This is a genomic window from Gymnodinialimonas phycosphaerae, assembly GCF_019195455.1.
Lineage (GTDB): Bacteria > Pseudomonadota > Alphaproteobacteria > Rhodobacterales > Rhodobacteraceae > Gymnodinialimonas > Gymnodinialimonas phycosphaerae.
In genome coordinates this window covers 1,765,781-1,789,328 of record NZ_JAIMBW010000001.1, presented here as the reverse complement: position 1 = coordinate 1,789,328, position 23,548 = coordinate 1,765,781, and the positions used below count along the sequence as shown (strand labels likewise).

22 protein-coding genes are annotated in these 23,548 nt (G+C 64.6%); 13 read left to right on the top strand and 9 right to left on the bottom strand.

The genetic code is table 11. The annotated features are described in order from the left end of the window. Positions 1-11 precede the first annotated feature (11 nt). From recJ to KUL25_RS08755, 6 genes are all read right to left on the bottom strand, one after another. Positions 12-1,751, bottom strand: a complete 1,740-nt coding sequence (gene recJ, locus KUL25_RS08780; RefSeq protein WP_257892600.1) for a single-stranded-DNA-specific exonuclease RecJ — start codon at positions 1,749-1,751, stop codon at positions 12-14. After that, on the bottom strand, positions 1,748-2,305 hold the full coding sequence (locus tag KUL25_RS08775) for a cysteine hydrolase family protein (RefSeq protein ID WP_257892599.1): 558 nt from the start codon (positions 2,303-2,305) through the stop codon (positions 1,748-1,750). Before KUL25_RS08775 ends, recJ begins: the two co-directional genes overlap by 4 nt. A 3-nt stretch (positions 2,306-2,308) precedes the next feature. Then, the gene (glpX, locus tag KUL25_RS08770) at positions 2,309-3,271 is read right to left on the bottom strand and encodes a class II fructose-bisphosphatase (protein ID WP_068360790.1); all 963 of its coding nucleotides are present in this window, start codon (positions 3,269-3,271) and stop codon (positions 2,309-2,311) included. Positions 3,272-3,395: 124 nt separating this feature from the next. Continuing rightward, a complete protein-coding gene (locus KUL25_RS08765; RefSeq protein ID WP_257892598.1) occupies positions 3,396-4,820 on the bottom strand; it encodes an alkaline phosphatase D family protein in 1,425 nt (474 codons plus the stop codon). Between the two features lie 5 nt (positions 4,821-4,825). Next, the gene (locus tag KUL25_RS08760; RefSeq protein ID WP_257892597.1) at positions 4,826-6,112 is read right to left on the bottom strand and encodes a homoserine dehydrogenase; all 1,287 of its coding nucleotides are present in this window, start codon (positions 6,110-6,112) and stop codon (positions 4,826-4,828) included. 104 nt (positions 6,113-6,216) lie between these two features. After that, positions 6,217-6,411, bottom strand: a complete 195-nt coding sequence (locus KUL25_RS08755) for a hypothetical protein (protein ID WP_082916673.1) — start codon at positions 6,409-6,411, stop codon at positions 6,217-6,219. A 145-nt stretch (positions 6,412-6,556) separates the two neighbouring features. Between KUL25_RS08755 and KUL25_RS08750 the strand changes: the two genes are divergently transcribed. Further along, positions 6,557-7,156: a TetR/AcrR family transcriptional regulator gene (locus KUL25_RS08750; RefSeq protein ID WP_257892596.1), complete on the top strand. Its 600-nt coding sequence runs from the start codon at positions 6,557-6,559 to the stop codon at positions 7,154-7,156. Here KUL25_RS08750 and KUL25_RS08745 read toward each other — a convergent pair whose 3' ends face one another. Beyond that, complete coding sequence (locus tag KUL25_RS08745; protein WP_257892595.1) at positions 7,157-8,203, bottom strand: fatty acid desaturase; 1,047 nt, start codon at positions 8,201-8,203, stop codon at positions 7,157-7,159. Positions 8,204-8,456: 253 nt separating this feature from the next. Between KUL25_RS08745 and KUL25_RS08740 the strand changes: the two genes are divergently transcribed. From KUL25_RS08740 to KUL25_RS08730, 3 genes are all read left to right on the top strand, one after another. Continuing rightward, the gene (locus KUL25_RS08740; protein ID WP_257892594.1) at positions 8,457-9,056 is read left to right on the top strand and encodes a TetR/AcrR family transcriptional regulator; all 600 of its coding nucleotides are present in this window, start codon (positions 8,457-8,459) and stop codon (positions 9,054-9,056) included. Positions 9,057-9,142: 86 nt separating this feature from the next. Beyond that, positions 9,143-9,820, top strand: a complete 678-nt coding sequence (locus tag KUL25_RS08735) for a PspA/IM30 family protein (protein ID WP_257892593.1) — start codon at positions 9,143-9,145, stop codon at positions 9,818-9,820. Positions 9,821-9,880: 60 nt separating this feature from the next. Beyond that, a complete protein-coding gene (locus tag KUL25_RS08730) occupies positions 9,881-10,156 on the top strand; it encodes a YiaA/YiaB family inner membrane protein (protein WP_068360764.1) in 276 nt (91 codons plus the stop codon). 119 nt (positions 10,157-10,275) lie between these two features. Here KUL25_RS08730 and glyA read toward each other — a convergent pair whose 3' ends face one another. Next, positions 10,276-11,571 (bottom strand): serine hydroxymethyltransferase, encoded by a 1,296-nt coding sequence (gene glyA / locus KUL25_RS08725; protein ID WP_068360761.1) that lies wholly within the window; start codon positions 11,569-11,571, stop codon positions 10,276-10,278. 206 nt (positions 11,572-11,777) lie between these two features. On the opposite strand from glyA, the gene KUL25_RS08720 reads away from it, so the two are divergent. The 9 genes from KUL25_RS08720 (at position 11,778) to KUL25_RS08675 (ending at position 22,424) form a co-directional block, all read left to right on the top strand. Then, complete coding sequence (locus tag KUL25_RS08720) at positions 11,778-12,545, top strand: NAD kinase (RefSeq protein ID WP_257892592.1); 768 nt, start codon at positions 11,778-11,780, stop codon at positions 12,543-12,545. Positions 12,546-12,615: 70 nt separating this feature from the next. Next, a complete protein-coding gene (locus tag KUL25_RS08715) occupies positions 12,616-14,892 on the top strand; it encodes an NADP-dependent malic enzyme (protein ID WP_257892591.1) in 2,277 nt (758 codons plus the stop codon). A gap of 128 nt (positions 14,893-15,020) precedes the next feature. Further along, positions 15,021-16,544, top strand: a complete 1,524-nt coding sequence (locus KUL25_RS21780; RefSeq protein WP_282563155.1) for a response regulator — start codon at positions 15,021-15,023, stop codon at positions 16,542-16,544. 40 nt (positions 16,545-16,584) lie between these two features. Beyond that, positions 16,585-17,025: a cytidine deaminase gene (locus tag KUL25_RS08700; protein ID WP_257892590.1), complete on the top strand. Its 441-nt coding sequence runs from the start codon at positions 16,585-16,587 to the stop codon at positions 17,023-17,025. Further along, complete coding sequence (locus KUL25_RS08695) at positions 17,022-18,341, top strand: thymidine phosphorylase (RefSeq protein WP_257892589.1); 1,320 nt, start codon at positions 17,022-17,024, stop codon at positions 18,339-18,341. The genes KUL25_RS08700 and KUL25_RS08695 overlap by 4 nt, the downstream gene beginning before the upstream one ends. Then, positions 18,341-19,564 (top strand): phosphopentomutase, encoded by a 1,224-nt coding sequence (locus KUL25_RS08690; RefSeq protein ID WP_257892588.1) that lies wholly within the window; start codon positions 18,341-18,343, stop codon positions 19,562-19,564. Before KUL25_RS08695 ends, KUL25_RS08690 begins: the two co-directional genes overlap by 1 nt. Then, the gene (locus tag KUL25_RS08685; protein ID WP_257892587.1) at positions 19,561-20,529 is read left to right on the top strand and encodes an adenosine deaminase; all 969 of its coding nucleotides are present in this window, start codon (positions 19,561-19,563) and stop codon (positions 20,527-20,529) included. The genes KUL25_RS08690 and KUL25_RS08685 overlap by 4 nt, the downstream gene beginning before the upstream one ends. Further along, positions 20,526-21,158, top strand: coding sequence for a uracil phosphoribosyltransferase (upp, locus tag KUL25_RS08680; protein WP_257892586.1), 633 nt, complete (start codon positions 20,526-20,528; stop codon positions 21,156-21,158). Before KUL25_RS08685 ends, upp begins: the two co-directional genes overlap by 4 nt. A gap of 72 nt (positions 21,159-21,230) precedes the next feature. Further along, positions 21,231-22,424: an SPOR domain-containing protein gene (locus KUL25_RS08675; RefSeq protein WP_257892585.1), complete on the top strand. Its 1,194-nt coding sequence runs from the start codon at positions 21,231-21,233 to the stop codon at positions 22,422-22,424. A 62-nt stretch (positions 22,425-22,486) separates the two neighbouring features. On the opposite strand, the gene KUL25_RS08670 is transcribed toward KUL25_RS08675, so the two are convergent. Further along, entirely contained in the window at positions 22,487-23,506 is a 1,020-nt protein-coding gene (locus tag KUL25_RS08670; RefSeq protein WP_257892584.1) for a hypothetical protein, read from the bottom strand. Between the last annotated feature and the right edge of the window lie 42 nt (positions 23,507-23,548).

Below are 23,548 nucleotides of genomic sequence, written 5' to 3'. Positions count from 1 at the left end.
TCACTGATTGTTCAATCAGCCCAGGCCGCGTCTTCGAGGCGCAGCTGAACGCGGGCGCGACCCTGCCAGTGGTTGAGCTCTACACGGCCTGCCACATGGACGCTGCGGCCATTGTGGGCCTGAAGCGCATCGAGGCCCGAGCGCACGGCGTCAAAGCAGATTGCGTCAAGCGTGACAGGGCCTCCATCACTCAGGGTCAGCTTCAAGTGGGTCTCTCCGACAGGGCGCGTATGGCGGATGCGCAGGGCAGGCAGGGCGAAACGCGGGGCAGGTGCGCCCGCACCGTAAGGGCCTGCTGCTTCGATCTTTTCGATCAGCTCGGGCGTTGCGGCGGCGGGCATCAGGGTTCCGTCGAGGCGCAGATCGGCGGGCCCGCCCGTGCCCGCGCCCTGCTTGGCCAACAACTCGGTCAGGCGCGCCATGGCAGGTTCCAGTTGCATACGGCTAAGCGACAGGCCCGCCGCCATCTTGTGGCCGCCGCCCTTCTGGATCAGCCCCTCGGCGGCGAGTTTCTGGATCGAGGCACCGAGGTCCACGCCCGCCACGGATCGGCCCGAGCCTTTGCCGTCGTCACCGTCAAAGCCGATAACAATCGCGGGCCGCCGCGTCTGGTCCTTCAGGCGCGATGCGACGATACCGACGACGCCCGGGTGCCACCCGTCCTCGGCAGCCCAGACCAACGGGGCCTCCAGCCCACGGGCCTCGGCCTGTGCCAGCGCAGCCTCGCGCACGCGCTGCTCGATCTCTCGGCGGTCGGTGTTCAGGGTGTCCAGTTTCGCGGCCAGCGCCTCGGCCTCGGACATGTTGTCGGTCGAGAGACAACGCGCGCCCAGGTCCGCCGCGCCAATGCGACCGCCCGCGTTGACGCGGGGGCCAAGGACAAACCCCAGATGATAGGACGTCGGCGCACGGTCGAGCCGCCCAACGTCCGACAAGGCCACAAGGCCCGGGCGTTGCCGCCGCGCCATGACCTTCAGGCCTTGCACCACCAGCGCCCGGTTCACGCCGATCAACGGCGCCACATCGGCCACGGTCGCCAAGGCGACCAGATCCAGCAAGTCCATCAAATCAGGGCCTTTCTCGCCCGCCTCGCGCATGCGGCGGTTGGCGTCGACCAGCACCATGAACACCACGCCGGCGGCACAGAGGTGCCCGGACGCGCCATCTTCATCGACGCGGTTGGGGTTCACCACGGCCACGCAGTCGGGCAACTCGGCGGTGGCAAGGTGGTGGTCCAGCACCATCACATCTGCCCCTTTTGCCGCCGCAATCGGGCCGTGGGACAGCGTCCCGCAATCGACACAGATGATCAGGTCATGGTCTTTCGCCAATGCGGCCATGGCTTCGTCGTTGGGGCCATAGCCTTCGTCGATGCGGTCGGGAATATAGAGCGTAGCTTGCCGCCCCAGCGCGCGCAGCCACCAGATCAGCAGCGCGGCCGAGGATCCGCCGTCGACGTCATAATCGGCGAAGATCGCAATGCGCTCTCCGTTGCGGGCGGCCGTCACCAGCCGTGTGGCGGCGGGTGCCATGTCTTTGAGGGTCATCGGGTCGGGCAACAGGTCGCGCAGGGACGGCGCGAGGAAACTGGCGACGTCCTCGGGCTGCACGCCGCGTCGCGCCAGGATCGCGGCCACGGCGGGCTCTACATCGGCACGTTGCACAAGTGTCTGTGCCAGACGCTCGACCTCGGCCGAAGGGCCGACCCAGCGGCGGCCCGTCAGCGATGTTTCGACGCCCAAAAAGCTCATGGCCCTTCCAGGAGAACAGCGTCCGTCGTCATGGCGCGCGCAAATTCGCCGTGCAGGTGGCTGATCGCGGTGTCATGGATGACCTGCGGCGTCAGGGCCGCCAGACTCTCGGCCCATTCGGTCGAGGCATTCGCCGCGAAGGCCGCGCAGGCGTCATGGGCCAGCCGCACGCCGAACCCAAGGTTCGCGGCCATGCGCGCGGTGGTAGAGACGCAGTGGGGCGTCGTCAGGCCACAGATCACCACGTCCGCGATAGAGGAATGGGTCAGGTGATTTTCCAGATCTGTGCCGATGAAAGCGGAATTGACGTGTTTCTCGAACACAGGCTCATTGCCCTGCGGTGCGACCTGGGGTTTGAACGCGGCACCGGCACCGACCAGAGGGCTACCGGGTTCTGTGCTGATATGGCGGATGTGGCAGATCGGGGCAGAGGCCTTGCGCCAGGCGACCAGGAGCCGCGCGGCGTTATCCTCGGCGCCAGGATTGTTCCGGGCGCCCCAGACAGGGCTTTCAAAGCCCTGCTGGATGTCGATCAGGATCAGCGCAGAGGCCATATCTCAGCTTCTCGGGTTGCGGTAGCTCATCCGCCGCACGGAGCCGGTCTTGGAGCGCATCAAAAGCGTCTCGATCGTCAAATGCGTGGGTTCACGTTTGATGCCGGGCAGGATGGAGCCATCGGTGACGCCTGATGCCGCAAAGATCACATCCGCCGTGACCATGTCATCGCGCGCATAGATCCGGTCCAAATCCTCGATCCCCGCCTTTGCGGCACGGCCCTTCTCGTCATCATTGCGGAATACCAGACGGCCCCACATCTGCCCGCCCATGCATTTCAAAGCCGCGGCCGCCAGCACGCCTTCGGGTGCGCCACCCAGACCCATGTACATGTCGATGCCCGTCACATCGGCCTCCGCGCAATGGATCACGCCTGCGACGTCACCGTCGGTGATCAGACGGATCGCGGCGCCGGTTTTGCGCAGCTCGGCGATCATTTCCTCGTGGCGCGGGCGGTCGAGCACGCAGACGGTGATGTCCGCCGTAGTGCAATGCTTGGCGGCCGCCAGCAGACGCACCCGCTCACCGGGGGTTTGGTCAAGCGACACGATGTCCTTGGGATAGCCCGGCCCGATCGCCAGCTTCTCCATGTAGACATCGGGCGCATGCAGCATCGAGCCGCGCGGGCCCATGGCGATAACGGTCAACGCGTTGGGCATATCCTTGGCGGTCAGCGTCGTGCCTTCCAGCGGGTCCAGCGCGATGTCCACATCGGGGCCTACGCCACTGCCGACCTCTTCGCCGATGAACAGCATCGGCGCTTCGTCCCGCTCACCCTCGCCGATGACCACGACGCCTTTGATGTCCAGCTTGTTGAGTTGGTCGCGCATCGCGTTCACAGCCGCCTGATCCGCTGCCTTTTCATCCCCGCGTCCGATCCATAGCGCCGAGGCAATCGCCGCCGCCTCGGAAACACGGGCAAGGCCCAATGAGAGCATACGGTCGTTGAAGTCAGTCTTGGGCATGAGGTCCGTCCCTGCGAGATGTAAGATCTGTAGTCTTCGCCTTACCGGGCGCGGCGTGGGGCGGCAAGGCTGGGGGCGCTAACGGCGCGTCGATGCAGGCGCGCGGGTGTGTCAAGTCGGTGCGTTAAAGGGTCAGGGCAGGCGAGGGGCCGGAATGCTCGAAATGCCAGACGGCCTGCCATTGATCCCCGCGCCGCGCCAAGACCAGCGCATTGCGCTCTGCCACATAGCGTAGCTTCTGCCCGGGGATGCGGCGGATGCGGATGCGGTGGCCGGGCAGGGGTGCCTCGCCCAACCGCGAGAGCGCGCCAAGGGTGCGCGCCCAGGCCTTGGGCGGCGGACGGTGTGTAATGCCCGAGGCGACCAATTGTTGCAGCACCTGCCCATTGAGTGTCCCCATGGTGGCGCGGGTCGCAAGGTGGATTTCCCCCGACAAGATGGTGACGTCTTGACCGTCTTGTTCCTGCATCTGCATCATCAGGCGCAACATCCGTCGCCAGCTGTCGCGGTGCGCACGGCTTTGCCATTGGTCGCGCAGATCGTCTTCGTATTTCTGCATCTTGGGCGTCAGCACCATCAAAGCCTCAAGGATTGAAAGGCGCGGCCCCAATAGCGGGACCGAGGACATGACCAGCGTGCGCCCCTCGAACACCGCCCCGGCGTGGGCCTCCACATCCGCCCATCCGCCCGTGTCCATCACCTGTCGGCGCGTCCTCTCCGATCGCAGGTCAGGACCAAGCAGGCGCAGGCCCGGGGCCTCAATGGCCCAGTTCAGGTGATATCCCGCAGGGTCGGCGAAACGCGGTGGCAAGTCGCCCGCGACCGTGCCGTGCTGGAACGCAAGCGCGGCCTCTTTCGCGACGTCGAACAAGACCTGGCCGACCGGAGAATAGGTCCGGGACCGCCGCAACGATCCCCAACCGTCACAAATGTCGTGATCATCCCATTGCGCAAGGCTCGGCACGCGGGCCACCAGCCACGCGTAGTCCGCATGTTTCAGCTGCGCAATGTAGCGCGCCGCGAACCGCTCGCGCAGGTGTACGCGCAGATCGTCAAGGTCGTGGGGCAGGGGATCGCGGGGCAGACTGTCGGGCCATTCCTCGCTCAGCGGATGGCCCTGCGTGGCCTCATCGGCGTAGACCTGATCACCCCCGTGGAGCAGCAGCGCGAAGGGCGCCTCGCGGTGCTGCGCGGCCAGGTGCGCCCACATCGCGTTGCGCTCATCCTCATGGCGATCCATGTCGCCATGTTCTTCGCCATTGCACGAGGCATAGGCCAGCCGCAGGTCGCCGCTGAGGTCACTCGCTAGATCATACCGCGTGCCGTCCCATTCATACGCCGAAGGCGCATTGGCGGGCCGCACAAAGCGCGCCCGCCACAGGTGTGCCGAACCGTAGGCGAGAAGGGGCTCCACGGGCACGGCCCCATCATCAACGCAGACCGGAGGGACACTTTGCCCGGCAGGCGCCACGAAAATCGCAGCCAGATGCATCTGGCCCTCGGCCACGTGATCGAGGATCAGAAGCGGCCCGAGGATGCGCTCTACCACTTAGCTCACACGTCCTCGATCCGAAGCGCCACCGGCGCGCCCGCGACCACGCCTGTCGCGGGCAGGGCGGCCAAAGCGGCATCCAGATCAGGCCGTGCGGCTTTGTGGGTGATGATCAGGACCGGCGCGTTGGTGCCGTCATGGTCATACTGGCGCATCCGGTCGATAGAGATGCCGTTTTCGCCCAAGGCCGTCGCGACCTTGGCCAAGGCGCCGGGTTTGTCGACCAGTTCCATGCGCAGGTAGAAGCACGCGGGGCTTTCCGCATTGGCAGGCGGTGCCGTCGTCAGGCTGCCCGCGGGTTGGCCGAAGACTGGCAACCGCAGGCCGCGCGCGATATCGCAGATGTCGCCCACGACAGCGCTGGCTGTGGGGCCTTCACCCGCACCGGGGCCGCGCAGGACGATCTGCTCGACCGCGTCGCCCTCGATCACCACCATATTGGTGCCGCCAACCAACTGTCCCAGCGGCGAGGTTTCGGGCACCAAACAGGGTGTCATGCGCTGCTCCAGACCCCGGCCCGTCATCTGCGCCACGCCCAGAAGCTTGATCTTGTAGCCCAAATCACCCGCGCGGCGGATATCGTCGATGGATACCGCGCCGATGCCTTCCAACCGCATATCGTCGAAAGCCACCTTGGTTCCGAACGCGATCGAGGCCAGAAGCGCCAGCTTGTGACCGGCGTCGATGCCGCCCACGTCCAGGTTGGGATCGGCCTCCAGGTAGCCCAAGCCGTCTGCTTCATCGAAGGCCTCCTGATAGGACAACCCCGCCTCGTCCATACGGGTGAGGATATAGTTGCACGTCCCGTTCATCACGCCCATGACGCGGGTGATGCGGTTGCCTGCCAGGCCCTCGGTCAGGGACTTGATCACCGGGATGCCGCCCGCCACGGCGGCCTCAAAGCGCAGGGCCACTCCCTGGGCCTCGGCCAGTTCCGCCAGCGCCTGCCCGTGGTGGGCCAAGAGCGCCTTGTTGGCCGACACCACGTCCTTGCCCGCCTTCAGCGCGGCTTCGGTCGCGTCCTTCGCGGGGCCTTCATCGCCGCCCATCAACTCCAGAAACACGTCCACATCGTCGCGTTTAGCCAGCGCCACCGGGTCATCTTCCCATGCATAGGCCGCAAGGTTCACCCCGCGATCCTTATCGCGGGTGCGCGCGGAGACGGCAGATATCGTGATCTCATGCCCCGTGCGCGCGGACAGCAACGCCGCCTGCCGCTGGACGATCTTCACCACGCCAACGCCGACGGTGCCAAGCCCTGCGATGCCAAGTCTGAGAGTGTCGGTCATGGAGGCCTCCGGGCGCTTCTGTAATGGTCGCGTCGGTGTAGCGGCTTGGGCGCAGGCCTGCAACGGATCGTGGGTCCGAAAGCGACATCGCCCGAGGGCGCGCGCTAAAGCGCCATGGCACGCAGCCACGCGGCGCGGCGGCGCAGATCCTCGGCGCGGGCTTCCAGGCTGCTGCCCTCTGTGGCGGCGGTGCGGAGCAGCGGCGCCTCGGCCTGAGCAAGCAGGGGCCCAAGGGCCACAAGGCTGGGGTACCCGGCGGCTTGCGCCTCGGGGCTCAGCTCTCCCTGCAGGTCGGGCATGCCAGGGCCGCATGCGACAGGAAGCAGACACAAGAGAAGGGCGGCGGATCTCATGGAACAGGCGTAGCGGATGGGTGGGGGGCAAGTCCAGAAGGGACAGACAAGCGGGTTGAATTGAACGTGTGTTCATATAATCATCCCGCCCATGGCACGCACACAAGGCAGTCACGCGGGCACGACCGGCCCGAAAGTCCGTGAAGCAGCCCTGCGGCTATTTGCGCAGCACGGCTACGCGGCCGTATCAATGCGCCAGATTGCCCGCGAGGTTGGCGTGCAGGCCGGGGCGCTTTACCTCTATACCCCTGACAAGCAAGCGCTTTTGTTCGAACTGATGCGCGGCCATATGGAAGAGTTGCTTGCCGATTGGACGCCTCCTGGCGGCGGCCCCCTGGCAGAGCTGGAGGATTTTGCGCGCCACCACATCCGCTTCCACCTCGACCGGCCCGAACTGGTTTTCATCGCCTACATGGAGCTGCGCAACCTGAGCCCCGAGAACTTCGCCGTGATCGAGGGCCTTCGCGGCACCTACGAGGCGCGACTGGAGGACATCCTGCGTGCCGGTCTGGTCGAGGGCGTGTTCGACGTGGCCGATCTCCGGCTGGCGACGATGGGCCTGATCTCGATGCTCACGGGCGTGACCACGTGGTTCCGCGACGGTGGCCGCCTGACGCGGGCGGATGTCGAGACGATCTATTGGGACATGGTGCGTCGGGCAGTTGGTGCGCAAGCCGCTGGCGCCGTTTGATTATTCCGCTGGAACCACCGGGACGCGTTGTTCTTGCGCCTTCGGAAAGGCGACAAGTCGTCCCTGATTCTCATCCCACAGCTTCAACGTGAACGACCGCAACGCCTCGCCCCATCCAATGGTTTGAACCTCATAATGCTGCCGCAGCGCGCGGTGACACTCGCGCAGACGATAGCTTGGGATGTTCGCATTGAAATGGTGGATGTCGTGATAGGTGATATTGGCCACGGCCAGATCGAACCACCACCCCAGATCAAGCGCGGAAGACCCCTGCAACGCGGCGCGCGCGGGGTTGAGATCCGGCTTCCGATCCCACCACGTATCCTCGAAATTATGCTGCAAATACACAAGGAACACACCGATGCAGCCCGCCGCAAACACCGTGCCGCCGTAGACGACAAGCCCGGGAATGCCCGCGATGTACCACAGCAATAACACCCACAGCGCGAGGCCCACGTTGTGCATAAGCACTTGGAACGGCGCCACTTTCGCTGCGTTTTTGGGCCAACGATAGGCAATCGCATAGGTGTAGATCCCGCCTACGGGGATCAGCAGAAGCGGATGGCGGTAAAGGCGATAGAACAGCCGCCGGAACGTGCTGGCCTCCTGCCACTCGCGCAGGGTCATGGTGAAAATCTCGGTCGTGTCGCGGGCGTCCAGATTGCCAAGGTGGCTGTGATGGGCGTTGTGATTGTGCTGCATTACCGCGAAAGGCGTCAGGGTAAACACGCTAAGCCCATGGCCCGCGATCGTGTTCATCCGCGAGGTGGAGAACAGCGAATTATGCCCGGTGTCGTGCTGCAAGACGTACAGCCTTACCCCGATAAAGGCGTTGAGCACGATCAGGGGCACCACCGCCCAGGCCGCGGGCCAAGCCCAGATGCTAAGGGCAAGCGTACTGAAATATGCAATGAAAGTAAGCGCATAGCTGGTGGCGGCCAGGGTGTCGTTGCGCTTGGTCCAGTCGCGGGTGAAACGGCGAATCTCGCGTTCGGCCTCACGGGTGTAGGTCTGGGTGATCTCGGGATGGGACGATATGGCGTGCATGGGTCCGGTCCAGGTCTCGAATGATTTGATTCAAAGTGTGTCTACTCAGGCAGATAAAAGACGGCGATCCGTCGAGGGGTATGTAGGATGTCGTTTGCAAAGTGCAAAGTGCAAAGTGTCATGGCGGCAAAAACACCGCAACGACACTGCCGCGTTGGTCTGAGTTTGCGCAGGAAATGGCTTAGGGGAATAGGGGTTTTCCTTTGCTGGCCTGCCCTGATAGATGTTTGAACGACGTTCAGGAGACTCCGAGATGGCAGGAAAAGTAGAGGCCCGCAAAGCGGCGTTGCGAGAAAAACTGATCGACCTGGCCGAGGCCCAGATCGAGGCGGAGGGCCTTGCGTCCTTGCGTGCGCGCGAATTGGCGCGGCAGGCGGGCTGCGCCGTAGGGGCGATCTACACGCATTTTGAAGATCTCAACGCTCTGACGCTGGAGGTGAACGGGCGCACCTTCACGCGCCTCGGTGCGGCCGTAGGTGCGGTTGTGCAAAGCGGGCAGGGGCAAAAACCCAACGCGCGGCTGATCGCGATGTCCCATGCATACCTCGCCTTCGCGCGTCAGCATCCCAAGCTGTGGCGCGCGCTGTTCGATGTGGAAATGCGCAGCGACGGCCCGGTGCCGGAATGGTACGGGCACGCCATGGCGCAGCTTTTCTCTTATATTACCGCGCCCTTGGCCGAGATTTTCCCGGACTTCGACGGGGCCGAATTGGACCTGATGACCCGCACGCTGTTCTCCAGCGTCCATGGCATTGTGCTTTTGGGGTTGGAAAACAGGATATCGGGCGTGCCGGGGGAACAGTTGAAAACCATGATCCGCCTGCTTCTGGAGCAGGTCGGTCCAAGAAATTGAACATCGTTCAAAATATTTCTTGAACATCGTTCACAAATTGGGTATAGGCGATTCGCTGAACGATGTTCATTAATTGGAGAGCTAGGATGTTCAGAACGTTGACGACCCTTGTGAACGGCGCCAATGCCCGCGCGGAAGAGCGGGTGAGGGACCACTACAGCATTGAACTCATTGACCAAAAGATCCGCGAAGCGGAGGCGAGCCTGAAGGCGGCGAAGTTCTCGCTGGCCTCGCTGATCCAACGCGAACGATCCGAAGCGCGGCAAGTCGATGCGCTGTCGAACCGGATCGCGGACCTGACGTCTCGCGCCAAATTGGCGCTGGCCGATGGCCGAGAGGACATGGCGACCGAGGCCGCGGGCGCGATCGCACAGCTGGAAAACGAGTTGAAGGTTCGCCACACGACAGTGGAACGGCTGGAGACGCGCATCTTGAAGCTGCGCCACTCCGTCGAAGGCGCCACGCGGCGAATTACTGATCTAAAACAAGGCGCTATCGCGGCGCGCGCGGCCAAGAAAGAGGCCGACATCCAGCGCCATCTGGGCCGCCACGTGAGCCAGGACACGGCGTTCGAGGAGGCGGAAGAACTGATCGCCCGGGTCCTTAACCGCGATGACCCGTTCGAGCAGACGCAGATTCTGCGCGAAATCGACGAGGGGCTGGACCGCTCAGACATGACCGAACGCCTCAGCGATACGGGCTACGGTGATCCGCTGAAATCAACCGCCGCAGACGTGATGCAACGCCTGCGCGCCAACACTTGAACCCAATTGTTTTGGCCTATCGCGCTGTGCGCTACTTGAGGCCCCATAAGGAGAAGACCTATGATTGACCGTCACCATAACACCCTGATTATGAACCTGAATTTCCTTGGCGTCGCCGTCGCCTATGGCCTGCTTGGCATGTCCCTGTGGCTGTCAGTGGACGTACCGCTGGCCACGAAAGGCTACTGGGGAATGGGCATTCTGCTGCTGACCCTTAGCCTCATCAACGTGGTGAAATACCGTTTCGACATGCGCTTCAGCGACGACCGGCTGCGCAAGATCGAGGACGCGCGCAACGAAAAGCTGCTGGAGGACGCGTTGAAAGAAGAGGTCTGACGCGCCCTCACCTGCTGACAAAAAGGCCGCCGGGGAGGGATCCTCGGCGGCCTGGTCTTTTCCCCAACAGGACGGCTCAGGCCGCGACGGGGTATATCAATGGTATATCAATTCCGAAATCAGAGGTTCGGATAGATCGGGAAGCGGTCGCACATTTCCTGCACTTCAGCCCGCACCTTCGCTTCGACCGCACCGTTGCCATCCTCGCCATTGGCGGCAAGACCGTCGACCACCTCTACGATCCAATCGGCGATCTGGCGGAACTCGGCCTCACCAAACCCGCGCGTGGTGCCTGCCGGGGATCCAAGGCGCAGACCAGACGTGATCATCGGCTTTTCAGTGTCGAAGGGAATGCCGTTCTTGTTGCAGGTGATGTGTGCGCGACCCAGGGCCTTTTCGGCGGCGTTGCCCTTCACCCCCTTGGGGCGCAGATCGACCAGCATCAGGTGCGTGTCGGTGCCGCCGGTGACGATGTTCAAGCCGCCCTTGATCAGCTGCGCGGCCATCGCCTGGGCATTGGCGATCACTTGCGTCTGGTAGTCCTTGAACTCGGGCCGCAGCGCCTCTCCGAAGGCAACGGCCTTGCCCGCTATCACATGCATCAGGGGCCCGCCCTGGATGCCGGGGAAGATGGCAGAATTCACCTTTTTCGCGATTGCCTCGTCATTGGTGACGATCATCCCGCCACGGGGGCCGCGCAGGGTCTTGTGGGTTGTCGTCGTCGCGACATGCGCGTGCGGGAACGGCGAGGGGTAGTGGCCAGACGCGACCATGCCTGCGAAATGCGCCATATCCACCAAAAGGTACGCGCCCACGGTGTCCGCAATCTCGCGCATGCGGGCGAAGTCGATGATGCGTGGGATGGCAGAGCCGCCGGCGATGATCATCTTCGGCTTATGCTCGGCGGCGAGCGACGCGATCTGGTCGTAATCGATGTCGAGCGTGTCTTCCCGCACCCCATATTGCACGGCGTTGAACCATTTGCCCGACTGGTTGGGCCGCGCGCCGTGGGTGAGGTGGCCGCCCGCGTCAAGGCTCATGCCAAGGATGGTGTCGCCGGGTTGCAAGAGCGCGGTGAAGACACCTTGGTTCGCTTGAGAGCCAGAGTTCGGCTGCACGTTGACGAAATCACAGCCAAATAGCTGTTTGGCGCGGTCAATCGCCAGTTCCTCGGCGATATCAACGTATTGGCAGCCGCCATAATAACGACGCCCTGGATAGCCCTCGGCGTATTTGTTGGTCATCACGCCGCCCTGGGCCTCCATCACGGCGGCGGAGACGATGTTCTCGGACGCGATCAACTCGATTTCATCGCGTTGGCGACCCAGTTCCTTTTGGGTGGCGGCGAAGATCTCGGGGTCGCGGGTTTCGAGGCTTTCGGTGAAAAAGCCAGCGTCACGATGTGGGGCATTCATGAGGAAACTCCTGCCTTCGGGGAAATGCGGTTGGGGTGCATGTAGGGCAGTTTCGGCGATCGGGGAAGCCCGGATTGCGGCGCTGAGGCTACGTAAAACGGCAAAAGCAGGCCGTCTGAGGCCGCCAAGACCCCGATGCGGGATTGTGTTTCTTATAGGCGCGCGCAATGGTCTGCGGTGTAAGTCCTTGATTGAAAGGGGCATCGGTGCCCTCTGCCCGTAATATTTCATTCCTGGCCTCCGACACGCCCATGGCGCTAGAGGCCAAGGCCGCGTTGGAAGCGCGCTACGGCAGCTTCGCGCCAGCGGATGCAGATGTGATCGTGGCGCTGGGGGGTGACGGCTTCATGCTGTCGACGTTGCACGGAACCCGCGCCCTGCCTGCGCCGGTCTATGGGATGAACCGGGGAACGGTCGGTTTCTTGATGAATGCCTACGCCGAAGAGGACTTGATCGAGCGCTTGGAAAAGGCAGAAGAAGAGGTGATCAACCCGCTGCACATGCGCGCGGAATGCGTGGACGGCACCGTGGTGGATGCGCTGGCGATCAACGAGGTGAGCTTGCTGCGGGCCGGGCCGCAAGCGGCGAAGTTGCGGATCTTTGTTGATGGCAAGCTTCGCATGGATGAATTGGTCTGTGACGGCGCGCTGATCAGCACGCCCGCGGGCTCGACCGCCTACAATTACTCGGCCCACGGGCCTATCCTGCCGATCGGATCAGACGTCTTGGCGATGACGGCGGTCGCCGCGTTCCGGCCCCGGCGCTGGCGCGGGGCGCTTTTGCCGAAATCCGCTGTTGTGCGGATCGAGGTGGTGGAGGCCGCCAAACGCCCGGTGATGGCGGACGCGGACAGCCGCTCGGTCAAGGGAGTGGTGGCCGTGGAAATCCGCTCGGAGCCGTCGGTGGAGCATCACATCCTGTTCGATCCGGGCCATGGGCTGGAAGAACGCCTGCTGCGCGAGCAATTCCAGTAGCCAGTGGCAGTGGGCAAGGTGCTGTGCTAGGGGCTGTTTAACGCTAAACTATATTCGGGAGGGCTTTGGGATGAGTGACGAAAAAAAGGACGGATTGCGCGAGGCTGCCCTGTTCTATCACGAAAACCCCCGCCCCGGAAAACTGGAGATCAGGGCCACCAAGCCGCTTGCCAACGGTCGCGATCTGGCTCGTGCCTATAGCCCCGGCGTGGCGGAGGCGAGCCTTGAAATAAAGGCCGATCCCGCCAACGCGGCGCGCTATACCTCGCGCGGGAACCTGGTGGCGGTGATCAGCAACGGGACGGCGGTTCTGGGCTTGGGCAACATCGGGGCGCTAGCCTCCAAGCCGGTGATGGAGGGCAAGGCGGTCCTGTTCAAGAAGTTCGCGGGCATCGACTGTTTCGACATCGAAGTGAATGAGTCGGACCCCGAAAAGCTGGCCGATATCGTCTGCGCGCTGGAGCCGACCTTCGGCGCGATCAACCTTGAAGACATCAAGGCGCCGGATTGTTTCATCGTTGAACAATTATGCCGCGAGCGGATGGGCATCCCGGTTTTTCACGATGACCAGCACGGCACCGCCATCGTTGTGGGCGCGGCGGCAACCAACGCGCTGCGCGTCACAGGCAAGAAGTTTGAGGACATCAAGGTGGTGTCCACGGGCGGCGGGGCGGCGGGGATTGCGTGCCTCAACATGCTGCTGAAGCTGGGGGTGCGGCGCGAGAACGTGTTCCTTTGCGATATCGACGGGCTGGTCCATGAGGGGCGCGGCGGCTCTACTCCCCAGAAGGACGCCTATGCGCAGGGGACCGAGGCGAAGGATCTGGGCGATGTCATCGACGGAGCGGACCTGTTCCTTGGCCTGTCGGGGCCCGGCGTTCTGACGCCCGAGATGGTCGCCAAGATGGCGCCCGGTCCGATCATCTTCGCGCTCGCCAACCCCACGCCGGAAATCCTGCCCGACGCGGCACGCGCCGTCGCCCCCGATGCGATCATCGCCACGGGACGCAGCGATTTTCCCAACCAGGTCAACAACGTTCTCTGTTTCCCCTTCATCTTTCGCGGCGCGTTGGACGTGGGCGCGACCGAGATCAACGACACCATGCAGATCGCCTGCATCGAAGGCATCGCCGCCATGGCGCGGGCCACGACATCGGCAGAGGCCGCTGCCGCCTATCAGGGTGAACAGCTGACCTTCGGGCCGGATTACCTGATCCCCAAACCTTTCGACCCACGCCTGATGTCGGTGGTGGCCAGCGCCGTGGCAAAGGCGGCGATGGAATCGGGCGTGGCGACGCGGCCGATCGCAAATCTGGACGCCTACCGCGACAAGTTGAATCAATCGGTGTTCAAGTCGGCCCTCGTGATGCGGCCCGTTTTCGAGGCCGCCGCCACCGCCGAGCGCCAGATCGTCTTCGCCGAAGGCGAGGATGAAAGGGTGCTGCGCGCCGCTCAGGCCATGGTCGAAGAAACCACCGACAGACCGATCCTGATTGGCCGCCCCGAGGTCATCGACGCACGGATTGAACGTGCCGGGCTGGTGATCCGGCCGGACCGGGATTTTGAGCTGGTGAACCCCGAAAACGACCCCCGCTACCGCGACTATTGGGCGACATACCATGGGCTGATGGCGCGGCGCGGCGTCTCGCCTGATCTGGCGCGCGCGATCATGCGCACCAATACGACGGCCATCGGTGCTGTGATGGTGCAGCGCGGAGAGGCCGACAGCCTGATCTGCGGCACCTTCGGGCAGTACCTTTGGCACCTCAACTACGTGACCCAGATCCTTGGCGGGGAAGGGCACAAGCCGGTCGGCGCGCTGAGCCTGATGATCCTGGAGGACGGGCCGCTGTTCATTGCCGACACGCAGGTTCACCCGGTGCCGACACCCCAGCAAATCGCCGACTCGGTGATCGGCTGCGCCCGCCATGCGCGCCGTTTCGGGGTGGAGCCTAAGATCGCCCTGTGCTCGGGCAGTCAATTCGGCAACCTCGACAGCGTTTCGGGGCGCACGATGCGCGCGGCGCTGGAAATCCTCGACAGCGAGACGCGGGGCTTTGTCTACGAGGGAGAGATGCACGTCGACAGTGCGCTGGACCCGGAATTGCGCGCCCGCGTCTTCCCCGATTGCCGTCTTGAAGGGGCCGCGAATGCGCTGATTTTCACCTCGACAGATGCCGCGAGTGCCACACGTAACATCCTGAAGATGAAGGCGAATGCGCTGGAGGTGGGGCCGATCCTGATGGGCATGGGCAACCGTGCCCATATCGTGACGCCCTCCATCACCGCGCGCGGGTTGCTCAACATCTCGGCCCTCGCAGGAACGCCGGTCAGCCTCTACGGATAGCTGTGGATAACCCTGTTCATAACCTATGTATATCTGCATCACACGGCGGGCCTCATGGGGCCCGGTGTGTGGCGCGTCGGGGTGTGATCTGGTAGCGTCAGCAGCAGCATATTTATTTCCGGTGTCCCATGTCTGCCGAGGTTTCCCCGCTTCCCAAAGACACGTCCTCCAACGATGCCCGCCAGCGCGCGTCGGGGACGTTGCAGCAATTGTCCCATGACATCCGCTCGGCCATGTCCGACGTCCTTGGCGGCATTCGGCTGGTCGAGACGGCGCGGCTGGACGCGCAGACACAAACCCAGATCGACCGCATTCGCGCGGCGGCGGATACGCTGGCCGCGCTCGTCGATGACTGCCTGCTGACCGCGTCCGGCGAGACGGTGATCAGCACCGAATTCGCCGTGGTCATGGTGGCCGAATGGGTGCGCGCGCTGGATCGGCGCTGGTCCGGCCGCGCGGCGGAACGCGGCAGCCGTTTCGCAATCACCCAAGCAGGCGATCTGCCCGAGCGGCTGAATGTCTCGGCGATCACCTTGGACCGGATCGTCGGCAACCTCGTGGGCAATGCATTGATGCATGCCGCAGGCGGTGACGTCAGGGTTGAGGTGTCCTGTGAGCCGGGCGCGGACTTCGAAATTCGCGTGAAAGATCAAGGGCCCGGCCTCCCCGCCCACGTCTTGCGCGACGGGCAGGGACCGCAGGCCAGCACCGCTGGTAGCGGACTTGGCCTGCGCATCGTGCGCGAATTGAGCGCCGTGCTGCCAGCCAGTTTGACCCTGTCCAACCTGACACCCGCGGGCCACGGCTGCGCGAGCCTCAAGATCCCGTCCGTCAAGGTCGATTGGACAGCAGACGGACCAGTGCCCGTTGCGCCCCCGGATCTGGAGGGCCTGCGCGTTCTGGTGGCCGAGGACAATCTGACCAACCAGACGATCCTGCGCCAGATGCTTGCGGCGATGAACGCGGAAACGGTCTTCGTGGCCGATGGTGTGGCCGCAATGGATGCCCTGGAAAGTGAAGACTTCGACATCGGCCTGATCGACATCGAGATGCCGCGCATGTCGGGCCTTGAGGTAATGGAGCAGGTGCGCGCCACGCCGGACCCCATGTCGAAGATGCCGCTTGTGGCGATCACGGCCTATGTGTTGCGCGATAACCGCGAGGCGATTTATGCGGCCGGCGCCGATGGGATCATCGGCAAGCCCATCGCCTCCAGCGCCGAGTTTGGGCGCACGATCCTGCGTCATGTCGGGCGGCCTGCGGGCGGACCGGATTCGAATGATGTGCTGCTGGGGCAAGGTCTTGGGCCGCAGATGGACCATGAACGCCTGGATTGCCTGCTGGAGACCGCTGGCGCGCCTGGCAGCGCGGAACTTCTGGAGCGCGTGCTAGAGGATTTGACGGCGGTGCTTTCGGCGCTGGACGACGGCGTGGCCAAAGGCTCGGTCCCCGATATCCGGGCGCAGACCCATATCCTTATCGCGATATCCGGTGCGGTTGGGGCGGATCGTTTGTGCCAGATGGCCGAGGTCCTCAACATCGCAGCCAAGCGCAAAAAGCTGGCGCAACTGGCCCAGATCCACGGCCCTCTGCGGCTGGATCTGGTGGATCTGCTGGACGTCATCGCCACGCGGCGGGCCGAGCTGGGGTGAGCGGCGCTTGCGCTGACGAGCGTATCTCCCCACATTGTCAATGACCCGCAGTGCCAATGAAACATCCCACGAGGAGGCCCCCATGGCTGACGAGACCCTGATCGAGCGCGCGGCCCGCGTGCGCGTGAACGCCCATGCCCCGTACTCGAAATTCAAGGTGGGCTGTGCAATCCGCTCGGTCGAGGGGAATGTCTTCGTCGGCTGCAACGTGGAAAACGTCGCCTATCCAGAGGGCACCTGCGCCGAGGCCGGCGCCATCGCCGCGATGATCGCCGCAGGTGATACGCGCATCGCCGAGGTCGCGGTGATCGCCGACAGCCCCACCCCGGTGCCCCCCTGCGGCGGCTGTCGCCAGAAGCTGGCGGAATTCGCCGAAGGGGATGTCGCGGTCACGATGGCCACAACCGGCGGCTTGTCAGAGCGCACGCAGGTGGCCGCCCTTTTGCCGGGGCAGTTCACCGCTGCCCATATGTCCAAATGACCGACGCGCGCGAAATCCTGACCAAGCTGCGCGAGGGCGACCGCTTGACCGAGGCCGAGCTGTTCTGGTTTGCCGAAGGCCTCGCCACGGGCGCCGTCACCGACGCACAGGCCGGTGCCTTCGCGATGGCCGTATGCCACAATGGCTTGGGCGAAGAGGGCCGCGTGCAGCTGACCCGCGCCATGCGAGAGACGGGCCGCATCCTGAAATGGCGTCTCGATGGGCCGGTGATCGACAAGCATTCCACCGGCGGGGTGGGCGATTGCGTGTCGCTTGTGCTGGCACCTGCGCTGGCGGCGTGCGGGGCCTTCGTGCCGATGATCTCGGGCCGCGGATTGGGCCATACCGGCGGCACCCTGGACAAGTTGGAGGCGATCCCGGGCTACACCACCCAGGTCTCGCCCGATGATCTGCAAGAGATCGTGGCGGATATCGGCTGTGCCATTGTGGGCGCCTCCGAGGATATCGCCCCCGCCGACAAGCGGCTTTACGCGATACGTGACGTGACGGGCACCGTGGCGTCGGTCGACCTGATCACGGCGTCGATATTGTCCAAGAAGCTGGCCGCCGGGTTGGAGGCGCTGGTGCTGGACGTGAAGGTTGGATCGGGCGCGTTCATGGGCTCGGAAGCGGAGGCTCTGGTGCTGGCCCAAGCGCTGGTGGCCACGGCGCAAGGGGCAGGCTGCATGACCACGGCGCTGATCACGGAGATGAACCAACCGCTGGCCAATGCGGCAGGCAATGCGCTGGAAATCATTGAAGTGATGAAGGTCTTGACTGGAGCCACTGGGACCTCGGGCCCATCGGCGCTGGAGAAGTTGACTGTGGCGTTAGGCGGAGAGGTTCTGGCGCTGGGCGGTTTGGCGGCGGATGCCGCGGACGGAGAGGGGCGGATCATCAGTGTGCTGGAAAGTGGCGCGGCGGCGGCGGTGTTTGCAGAAATGGTCGCAGAACTGGGCGGCCCGGCTGATTTCGTGGAACGCTGGCCAGATCGTCTGCCTGCCGCGCCCATCATGATGGACGTGCATCCGGGGCAGGGCGGTGTCGTGACGGCAATCGACACAAGGGCGCTGGGTGAGATCGTGGTGCATCTGGGTGGCGGTCGTCTGCGGGGGGATGACCGTATCGACCCGGCGGTGGGCCTCTCGGATATCGCGCGACTGGGGGCGAAGGTTGACGACACGACGCCGCTGGCGCGCATCCACTCCGCCGATGAAGACACGGGCCGCGCGGTCGCCGCGCAGGTGCGCCGTGCCTTCACCCTGTCCGACACCGCGATCGATGTCCCGCCGCTGATCCATGAAAGGATCGCCTGATGGCCCGCGCGTTTCTTGTGGTGATGGACTCTGTCGGGATTGGCGGCGCGCCGGATGCGGGCGAATTCTTCAACGGGGACCGGCCCGATACCGGTGCCAACACGCTGGGTCACATCGCCGAAGCCTGCGCGCGCGGCGACGCAGAGGAAGACCGCAGCGGGCCCTTGCGGGTGCCGACATTGGACGCCCTGGGCCTGGGGGCCGCTTTGACCCTGGCAAGCGGCATGACGGCAAAAGGCCTGGGGGCCGCGCCGGACGGGTTTTGGGGGGCGGCGCAAGAGGTCAGCGCCGGCAAGGACACGCCCTCGGGCCATTGGGAATTGGCCGGCCTTCCGGTGCCCTGGGAATGGGGATACTTCCCTGATACGACAAACAGCTTTCCCCCCGATGTGCTGGAGGCGGCGGCGCGGCTGGCGGGCACCGACGGCGTCTTGGGCAATGAGCACGCCAGCGGCACCGAGATCATCGCCCGGTTGGGCGAGGCCCATCAACAGAGCGGCTGGCCGATCTGCTACACCTCTGCCGATTCCGTGTTCCAGATCGCTGCCCATGAAGAAACCTTCGGGCAGGAGAGGCTGCTGAAGCTATGCCGCGACCTTGCGCCGATCCTGCATGAAAGGCGCATCGGCAGGGTGATCGCGCGGCCCTTCATCGGCACGCCGGGGGCCTACACGCGCACCGGCAACCGCCGGGACTACGCGATCGAGCCGCCGGGCGAAACGCTGCTGGATGCGGTGGCCGAGGCGGGCCGGGAGGTGATCACCATCGGCAAGATCGGCGACATCTTCGCCGGGCGCAACACCGGGACGGTCCTGAAGGGCGCCGACGCGGCACTGATGGACCATCTGCGCGACAGCGTGGCCACCGCGCCTGATGGCGCCCTGGTGTTCGCGAATTTCGTGGAGTTCGACAGCCTTTATGGCCACCGCCGCGACGTCTCGGGCTATGCGCGGCATCTGGAGTGGTTCGACGCGGCGATTGTGCCGGTGCTGGCAGGCTTGCGCGCGGATGACCTGCTGATCCTGACGGCGGATCATGGCAATGATCCGACGTGGTCGGGAACGGATCACACCCGTGAAAGGGTGCCGGTACTTGCCAAGGGGCCGGTTTCGGGGCAGGGGAGCGCCAAGGAACTCGGTGTCGTCGGGTTCGCCGATGTGGGCGCCTCTGTGGCGGCTCACCTGGGTCTTGAATTTCGCGGCGCAGGAGAGAGCTTCCTATGAGAGAACTGCCAAAGGTCGAGTTGCACCTGCACCTCGAAGGCGCTGCCCCACCCGCGTTCATTCGCGGGTTGGCACAGGAAAAGCGCATCGATATCAGCGGTATCTTCACCGAAGACGGCGGCTACGCCTATCGTGACTTCAACCATTTCCTAGAGGTCTACGAGGCCGCGTGCTCGGTCCTGACGGGACCCGAGGAATTCGCACGCCTGACCCGCGCGGTGTTGGAGGAAAGCGCCTCTCACGGGGTTGTCTATACCGAGGCCTTCTTGTCGCCCGACTTCTGTGGCGGCGCTGACAAAGGCGCGTGGCAAGAATATCTGGCCGCGATGGAAGAGGCGGCCGCATCGGTGCCCGAAATCACCCTGCGCGGCATCGTCACCTGCATCCGCCATTTCGGGCCAGAGCAGGCCAGGAAGGTCGCGGCCTGCGCGGCAGATACGGCGGACGATTTCATCGTGGGCTTCGGCATGGGCGGGGCCGAGGATGTGGGCGCGCCCGCTGACTACAAGTGGTCTTTCGACTGCGCGCGCGAGGCGGGCCTGCAAATCACCACCCATGCAGGCGAGTGGGGCGGCGCGAAATCGGTGCGCGACAGCATCGAAGCGCTTGATCCCGTGCGCATCGGCCATGGGGTGCAGGCGATCGATGATCCCGCGCTCTGCGATCTGCTGGCCGAGCGCAAGATCACGCTGGAGGTTTGCCCCGGCTCGAACGTGTTTCTGGGCGTCTATCCGCGCCTCGACAAACACCCGATCGAACGCCTGCGCGAGCGCGGCGTGAAAGTCACGGTGTCGACCGATGATCCGCCGTTCTTCCGCACCACGATGACCCGCGAATACGAGGCGCTGGCCCGGACCTTCGGCTATGACGAAGCGGTCTTCGCCGAGTTGAACCAGACAGCGCTGGACGCAGCGTTCTGCGACGCCGCCACCAAAGAGACGATCCGAAAGAGGCTAAATCCATGACAGATCACCTGACAATCGTTGACCACCCGCTGGTGCAGCACAAGCTGACGCTGATGCGCGATGTCGATTGTTCGACCAAGTCGTTCCGGCAATTGCTGCGTGAGATCAGCCACCTTCTGGCCTACGAGGTGACGCGCAACCTGCCGATGGAGATGGTGACGGTGAACACGCCGCTGGAGCCGATGGAGGCCCCTGCAATCAAGGGCAAGAAGCTGGCGCTGGTGTCGATCCTGCGGGCGGGCAATGGCCTTCTGGATGGCATTCTGGAGCTGATCCCCAACGCGCGGGTCGGGTTTGTCGGCCTCTACCGCGACCCCGAAACGCTGCAACCGGTCGAGTATTACTACAAGGTGCCCGAAGCGATGGAGGACCGCTTGACCATTGTGGTCGATCCGATGCTGGCCACGGGCAATTCCTCGGCCGCCGCCGTGACCCGCCTGAAAGAGGGCGGGGCCCGCAACATCCGGTTCCTGTGCCTGCTTGCAGCACCAGAAGGTGTGGCCCGCATGAAGGAAGCACATCCTGATGTGCCCATTGTGACGGCCGCGCTGGACAGCCATTTGAACGATCACGGCTACATCGTTCCCGGCCTGGGCGATGCCGGCGACCGGATGTTCGGAACCAAATAACCGTTTGAAACCCTTTACTTGGCGTCACGATTTGCCCTAGAAATCCATAAGCGTTTATCTGGGGGATATCGCATGCCTAACAAGAAATGGCATCTTGCCATGGTCTTGAGCCTGTCTGCAGGGCTCGCAATTCCTGGCGCAACGCTCGCCCAAGGCATCCCGGCGGAGATACCGTCTTCATCTTATACCGGCGATCAATACGTCGACAGTCGTGGCTGCGTTTTCGTGCGCGTCGGCTTTGGGGCCGCCACCGAATGGGTGCCGCGCGTGGGCCGGGATCGCAACCAGGTCTGCGGCATGGCACCCACGACCGGCGTGGCCCGGACCCAGCCGGATCTGACAGCCGACAGCAGCGTGACCATCATCGGTGGGGCCACGCCTGCGCCTGCGCCAGCACCGGCGGCAGCCCCCGCTGCGCCTGCGCCTGCGCCCGTCGTGCGAACGGCCCCCGTGGTCGCCGCAGCCCCGGCTCCGGCTCCGGCGCCGGTTGTGGTGCCGCAGGTGCAGACCGCACCTGTCACCATTCAAGCCCCGGCGGTGACGACCGGGTGCCCGAACTTGCCCGCGGCACATCAGCCCTACTTCTCGGGCGAAGACGTGCGGTGCGGCCCGCAGGCCAACTTCCCCGGCTATGTTGTCGAACCCCAATCGCGCTTGGGCGGTGTCGGCGGCGACGCTCAACCCCGCACCGGTACCCCGCGCAGCTTCGCGTTGAGCGCACCGCCACCGGGCTATGAGCTGGCGTGGGACGATGGCCGCCTGAACCCCTATCGCGGCATCGGCACGCCCGAAGGCGAGGCGCAGATGGCGCAGGTGTGGACCAACACGGTGCCGCGCCAGATCGCCTCGGTCCCGCTGACCCGTGGCACCCAGGTGCTGACCCGTCGCCAAGCCGCCGCAGCGGCCTTGGCTGCACGCGGTGACGCATATGTCGCCCCGGAAATCACGGGTGTCCCGACGGGGACGCCGGGCACGCGGGCACGGGCGCCGCTTGATGCCGCGCCGTCGGCCCCCGCCAACGAGGTCCGCGTGGGCGCCAACCACCGCCACGTGCTGGCCGGAACGTTCCAGGGCCAAGGGGTTGCGACAAGCGCTTACACCCGTTTGGCCGCTGCCGGGCTTCCGGCACGCATCGGGCAGGTGCAGCGCCAGGGCCAGACGCTTTACGTCGTGATGGCGGGACCCTACGGCGACCCGCAATCATTGGGCCGCGCGCTGGTGCAGACCCGTGGCGCAGGCTTCACGGGCGCGATTACCCGCAACTGAGATGATTTTCAGACAAAGAGAGGGGGCGCGGGAAACTGCGCCTCTTCTTGCGTTTCTGAGGGCTAGCTTGCGCAGATTTCTTGCAGGCTGACCCAGTCGGCATCGTTCAAGACAACGGGCGCACCGCCTCCGCGCATGGGGTCTGCCTCGATCAGCCCCAGCACCGACTCGCCCGAGACGTCGCGGGCGAACGCATAGGGCTGGGAAGAGATCTCTGCCGCCTCGAACCGCGCCAGCAGCGCGCCGGTATCCACCGGTACCGCGTCGCGGGACAACAGGCGGGCGGCATGGGCGTGGATCGCCTCTTCGGTGATCTCTCCGGTTGTCAGCAGGCGAAACGTGACGCCAAGCCCGGCCTCGGACAGGAATGTTTCCAGCGGATCGCGCGTGGCGCGGCGCGTGGCCTCGGCCAGCAGGTAGCCTGCAAGAACCTCGGGCGTCTCGAAGTCCTCGGCCAACGCGGCGGAGGCGGCAATGATGTTGCCGGGCAGGCTGAGCGTGTCGGGGATGGTGGCGGGAAAAATCACCAGCTGCGGCGCGTTCTCGGTCCCGAAGGTGCGCACGGACAGGCGCAACAGCGCGGTGCGCCCGCCGCGCCCGGTACAGGGGCGGCCCGCGATGTTGGTCATCTGCACCAAAAGCTGTTCGCCAATTTCCACCCGCTTGGCCTCGGGCAGCAGCGACACCGTTTGCCGGGTCAGGGCACCGGGCAGCCAGAAGACGCCCAAGGTCATCGCCGCCACGGTGAACCCCACGCCAAGGGCCAGACGCAGGCGACCCGGGCGGGGGCGCGATTTGGCGATGGCGGCGCGAATACGTTCAATGGCGTCGACCATGTCGGCGTCCGCGATTTCCAGTTCTTCGTCGCTATCGCTGGCGGGCGCATAAAGGGCGGGGGATTTGCCGGGATTGAGGCGTTCCACGGCAGGCAGGGACCAATGGCCCAACGCAGTCCCCGAGGCCGAGGACATCACAAGCGTCGCCTCGCCCAACGACACGACAACCTCGCGCCGTTGATCCTGGGCCTGCTCGCGCCAAAGGCCGAGGGCCTCTAGTCGCCTGTATTCGTTGAGTGCGGTCATCCGCCTGCCGATCGCGTTTTAGCGTTGTTAACCATCAGCCTA

Coding starts and splice junctions, on each gene's coding strand:
- KUL25_RS08730 (WP_068360764.1), top strand. CDS start 9,881: ATGATTGACCGTCACCATAACACCCTGATTATGAACCTGAATTTCCTT.
- KUL25_RS08685 (WP_257892587.1), top strand. CDS start 19,561: ATGAGAGAACTGCCAAAGGTCGAGTTGCACCTGCACCTCGAAGGCGCT.
- glpX (WP_068360790.1), bottom strand. CDS start 3,271: ATGCCCAAGACTGACTTCAACGACCGTATGCTCTCATTGGGCCTTGCC.
- upp (WP_257892586.1), top strand. CDS start 20,526: ATGACAGATCACCTGACAATCGTTGACCACCCGCTGGTGCAGCACAAG.
- recJ (WP_257892600.1), bottom strand. CDS start 1,751: ATGAGCTTTTTGGGCGTCGAAACATCGCTGACGGGCCGCCGCTGGGTC.
- KUL25_RS08775 (WP_257892599.1), bottom strand. CDS start 2,305: ATGGCCTCTGCGCTGATCCTGATCGACATCCAGCAGGGCTTTGAAAGC.
- glyA (WP_068360761.1), bottom strand. CDS start 11,571: ATGAATGCCCCACATCGTGACGCTGGCTTTTTCACCGAAAGCCTCGAA.
- KUL25_RS08675 (WP_257892585.1), top strand. CDS start 21,231: ATGCCTAACAAGAAATGGCATCTTGCCATGGTCTTGAGCCTGTCTGCA.
- KUL25_RS21780 (WP_282563155.1), top strand. CDS start 15,021: ATGTCTGCCGAGGTTTCCCCGCTTCCCAAAGACACGTCCTCCAACGAT.
- KUL25_RS08695 (WP_257892589.1), top strand. CDS start 17,022: ATGACCGACGCGCGCGAAATCCTGACCAAGCTGCGCGAGGGCGACCGC.
- KUL25_RS08670 (WP_257892584.1), bottom strand. CDS start 23,506: ATGACCGCACTCAACGAATACAGGCGACTAGAGGCCCTCGGCCTTTGG.
- KUL25_RS08740 (WP_257892594.1), top strand. CDS start 8,457: ATGGCAGGAAAAGTAGAGGCCCGCAAAGCGGCGTTGCGAGAAAAACTG.
- KUL25_RS08690 (WP_257892588.1), top strand. CDS start 18,341: ATGGCCCGCGCGTTTCTTGTGGTGATGGACTCTGTCGGGATTGGCGGC.
- KUL25_RS08715 (WP_257892591.1), top strand. CDS start 12,616: ATGAGTGACGAAAAAAAGGACGGATTGCGCGAGGCTGCCCTGTTCTAT.
- KUL25_RS08735 (WP_257892593.1), top strand. CDS start 9,143: ATGTTCAGAACGTTGACGACCCTTGTGAACGGCGCCAATGCCCGCGCG.
- KUL25_RS08760 (WP_257892597.1), bottom strand. CDS start 6,112: ATGACCGACACTCTCAGACTTGGCATCGCAGGGCTTGGCACCGTCGGC.
- KUL25_RS08745 (WP_257892595.1), bottom strand. CDS start 8,203: ATGCACGCCATATCGTCCCATCCCGAGATCACCCAGACCTACACCCGT.
- KUL25_RS08755 (WP_082916673.1), bottom strand. CDS start 6,411: ATGCCCGACCTGCAGGGAGAGCTGAGCCCCGAGGCGCAAGCCGCCGGG.
- KUL25_RS08750 (WP_257892596.1), top strand. CDS start 6,557: ATGGCACGCACACAAGGCAGTCACGCGGGCACGACCGGCCCGAAAGTC.
- KUL25_RS08700 (WP_257892590.1), top strand. CDS start 16,585: ATGACCCGCAGTGCCAATGAAACATCCCACGAGGAGGCCCCCATGGCT.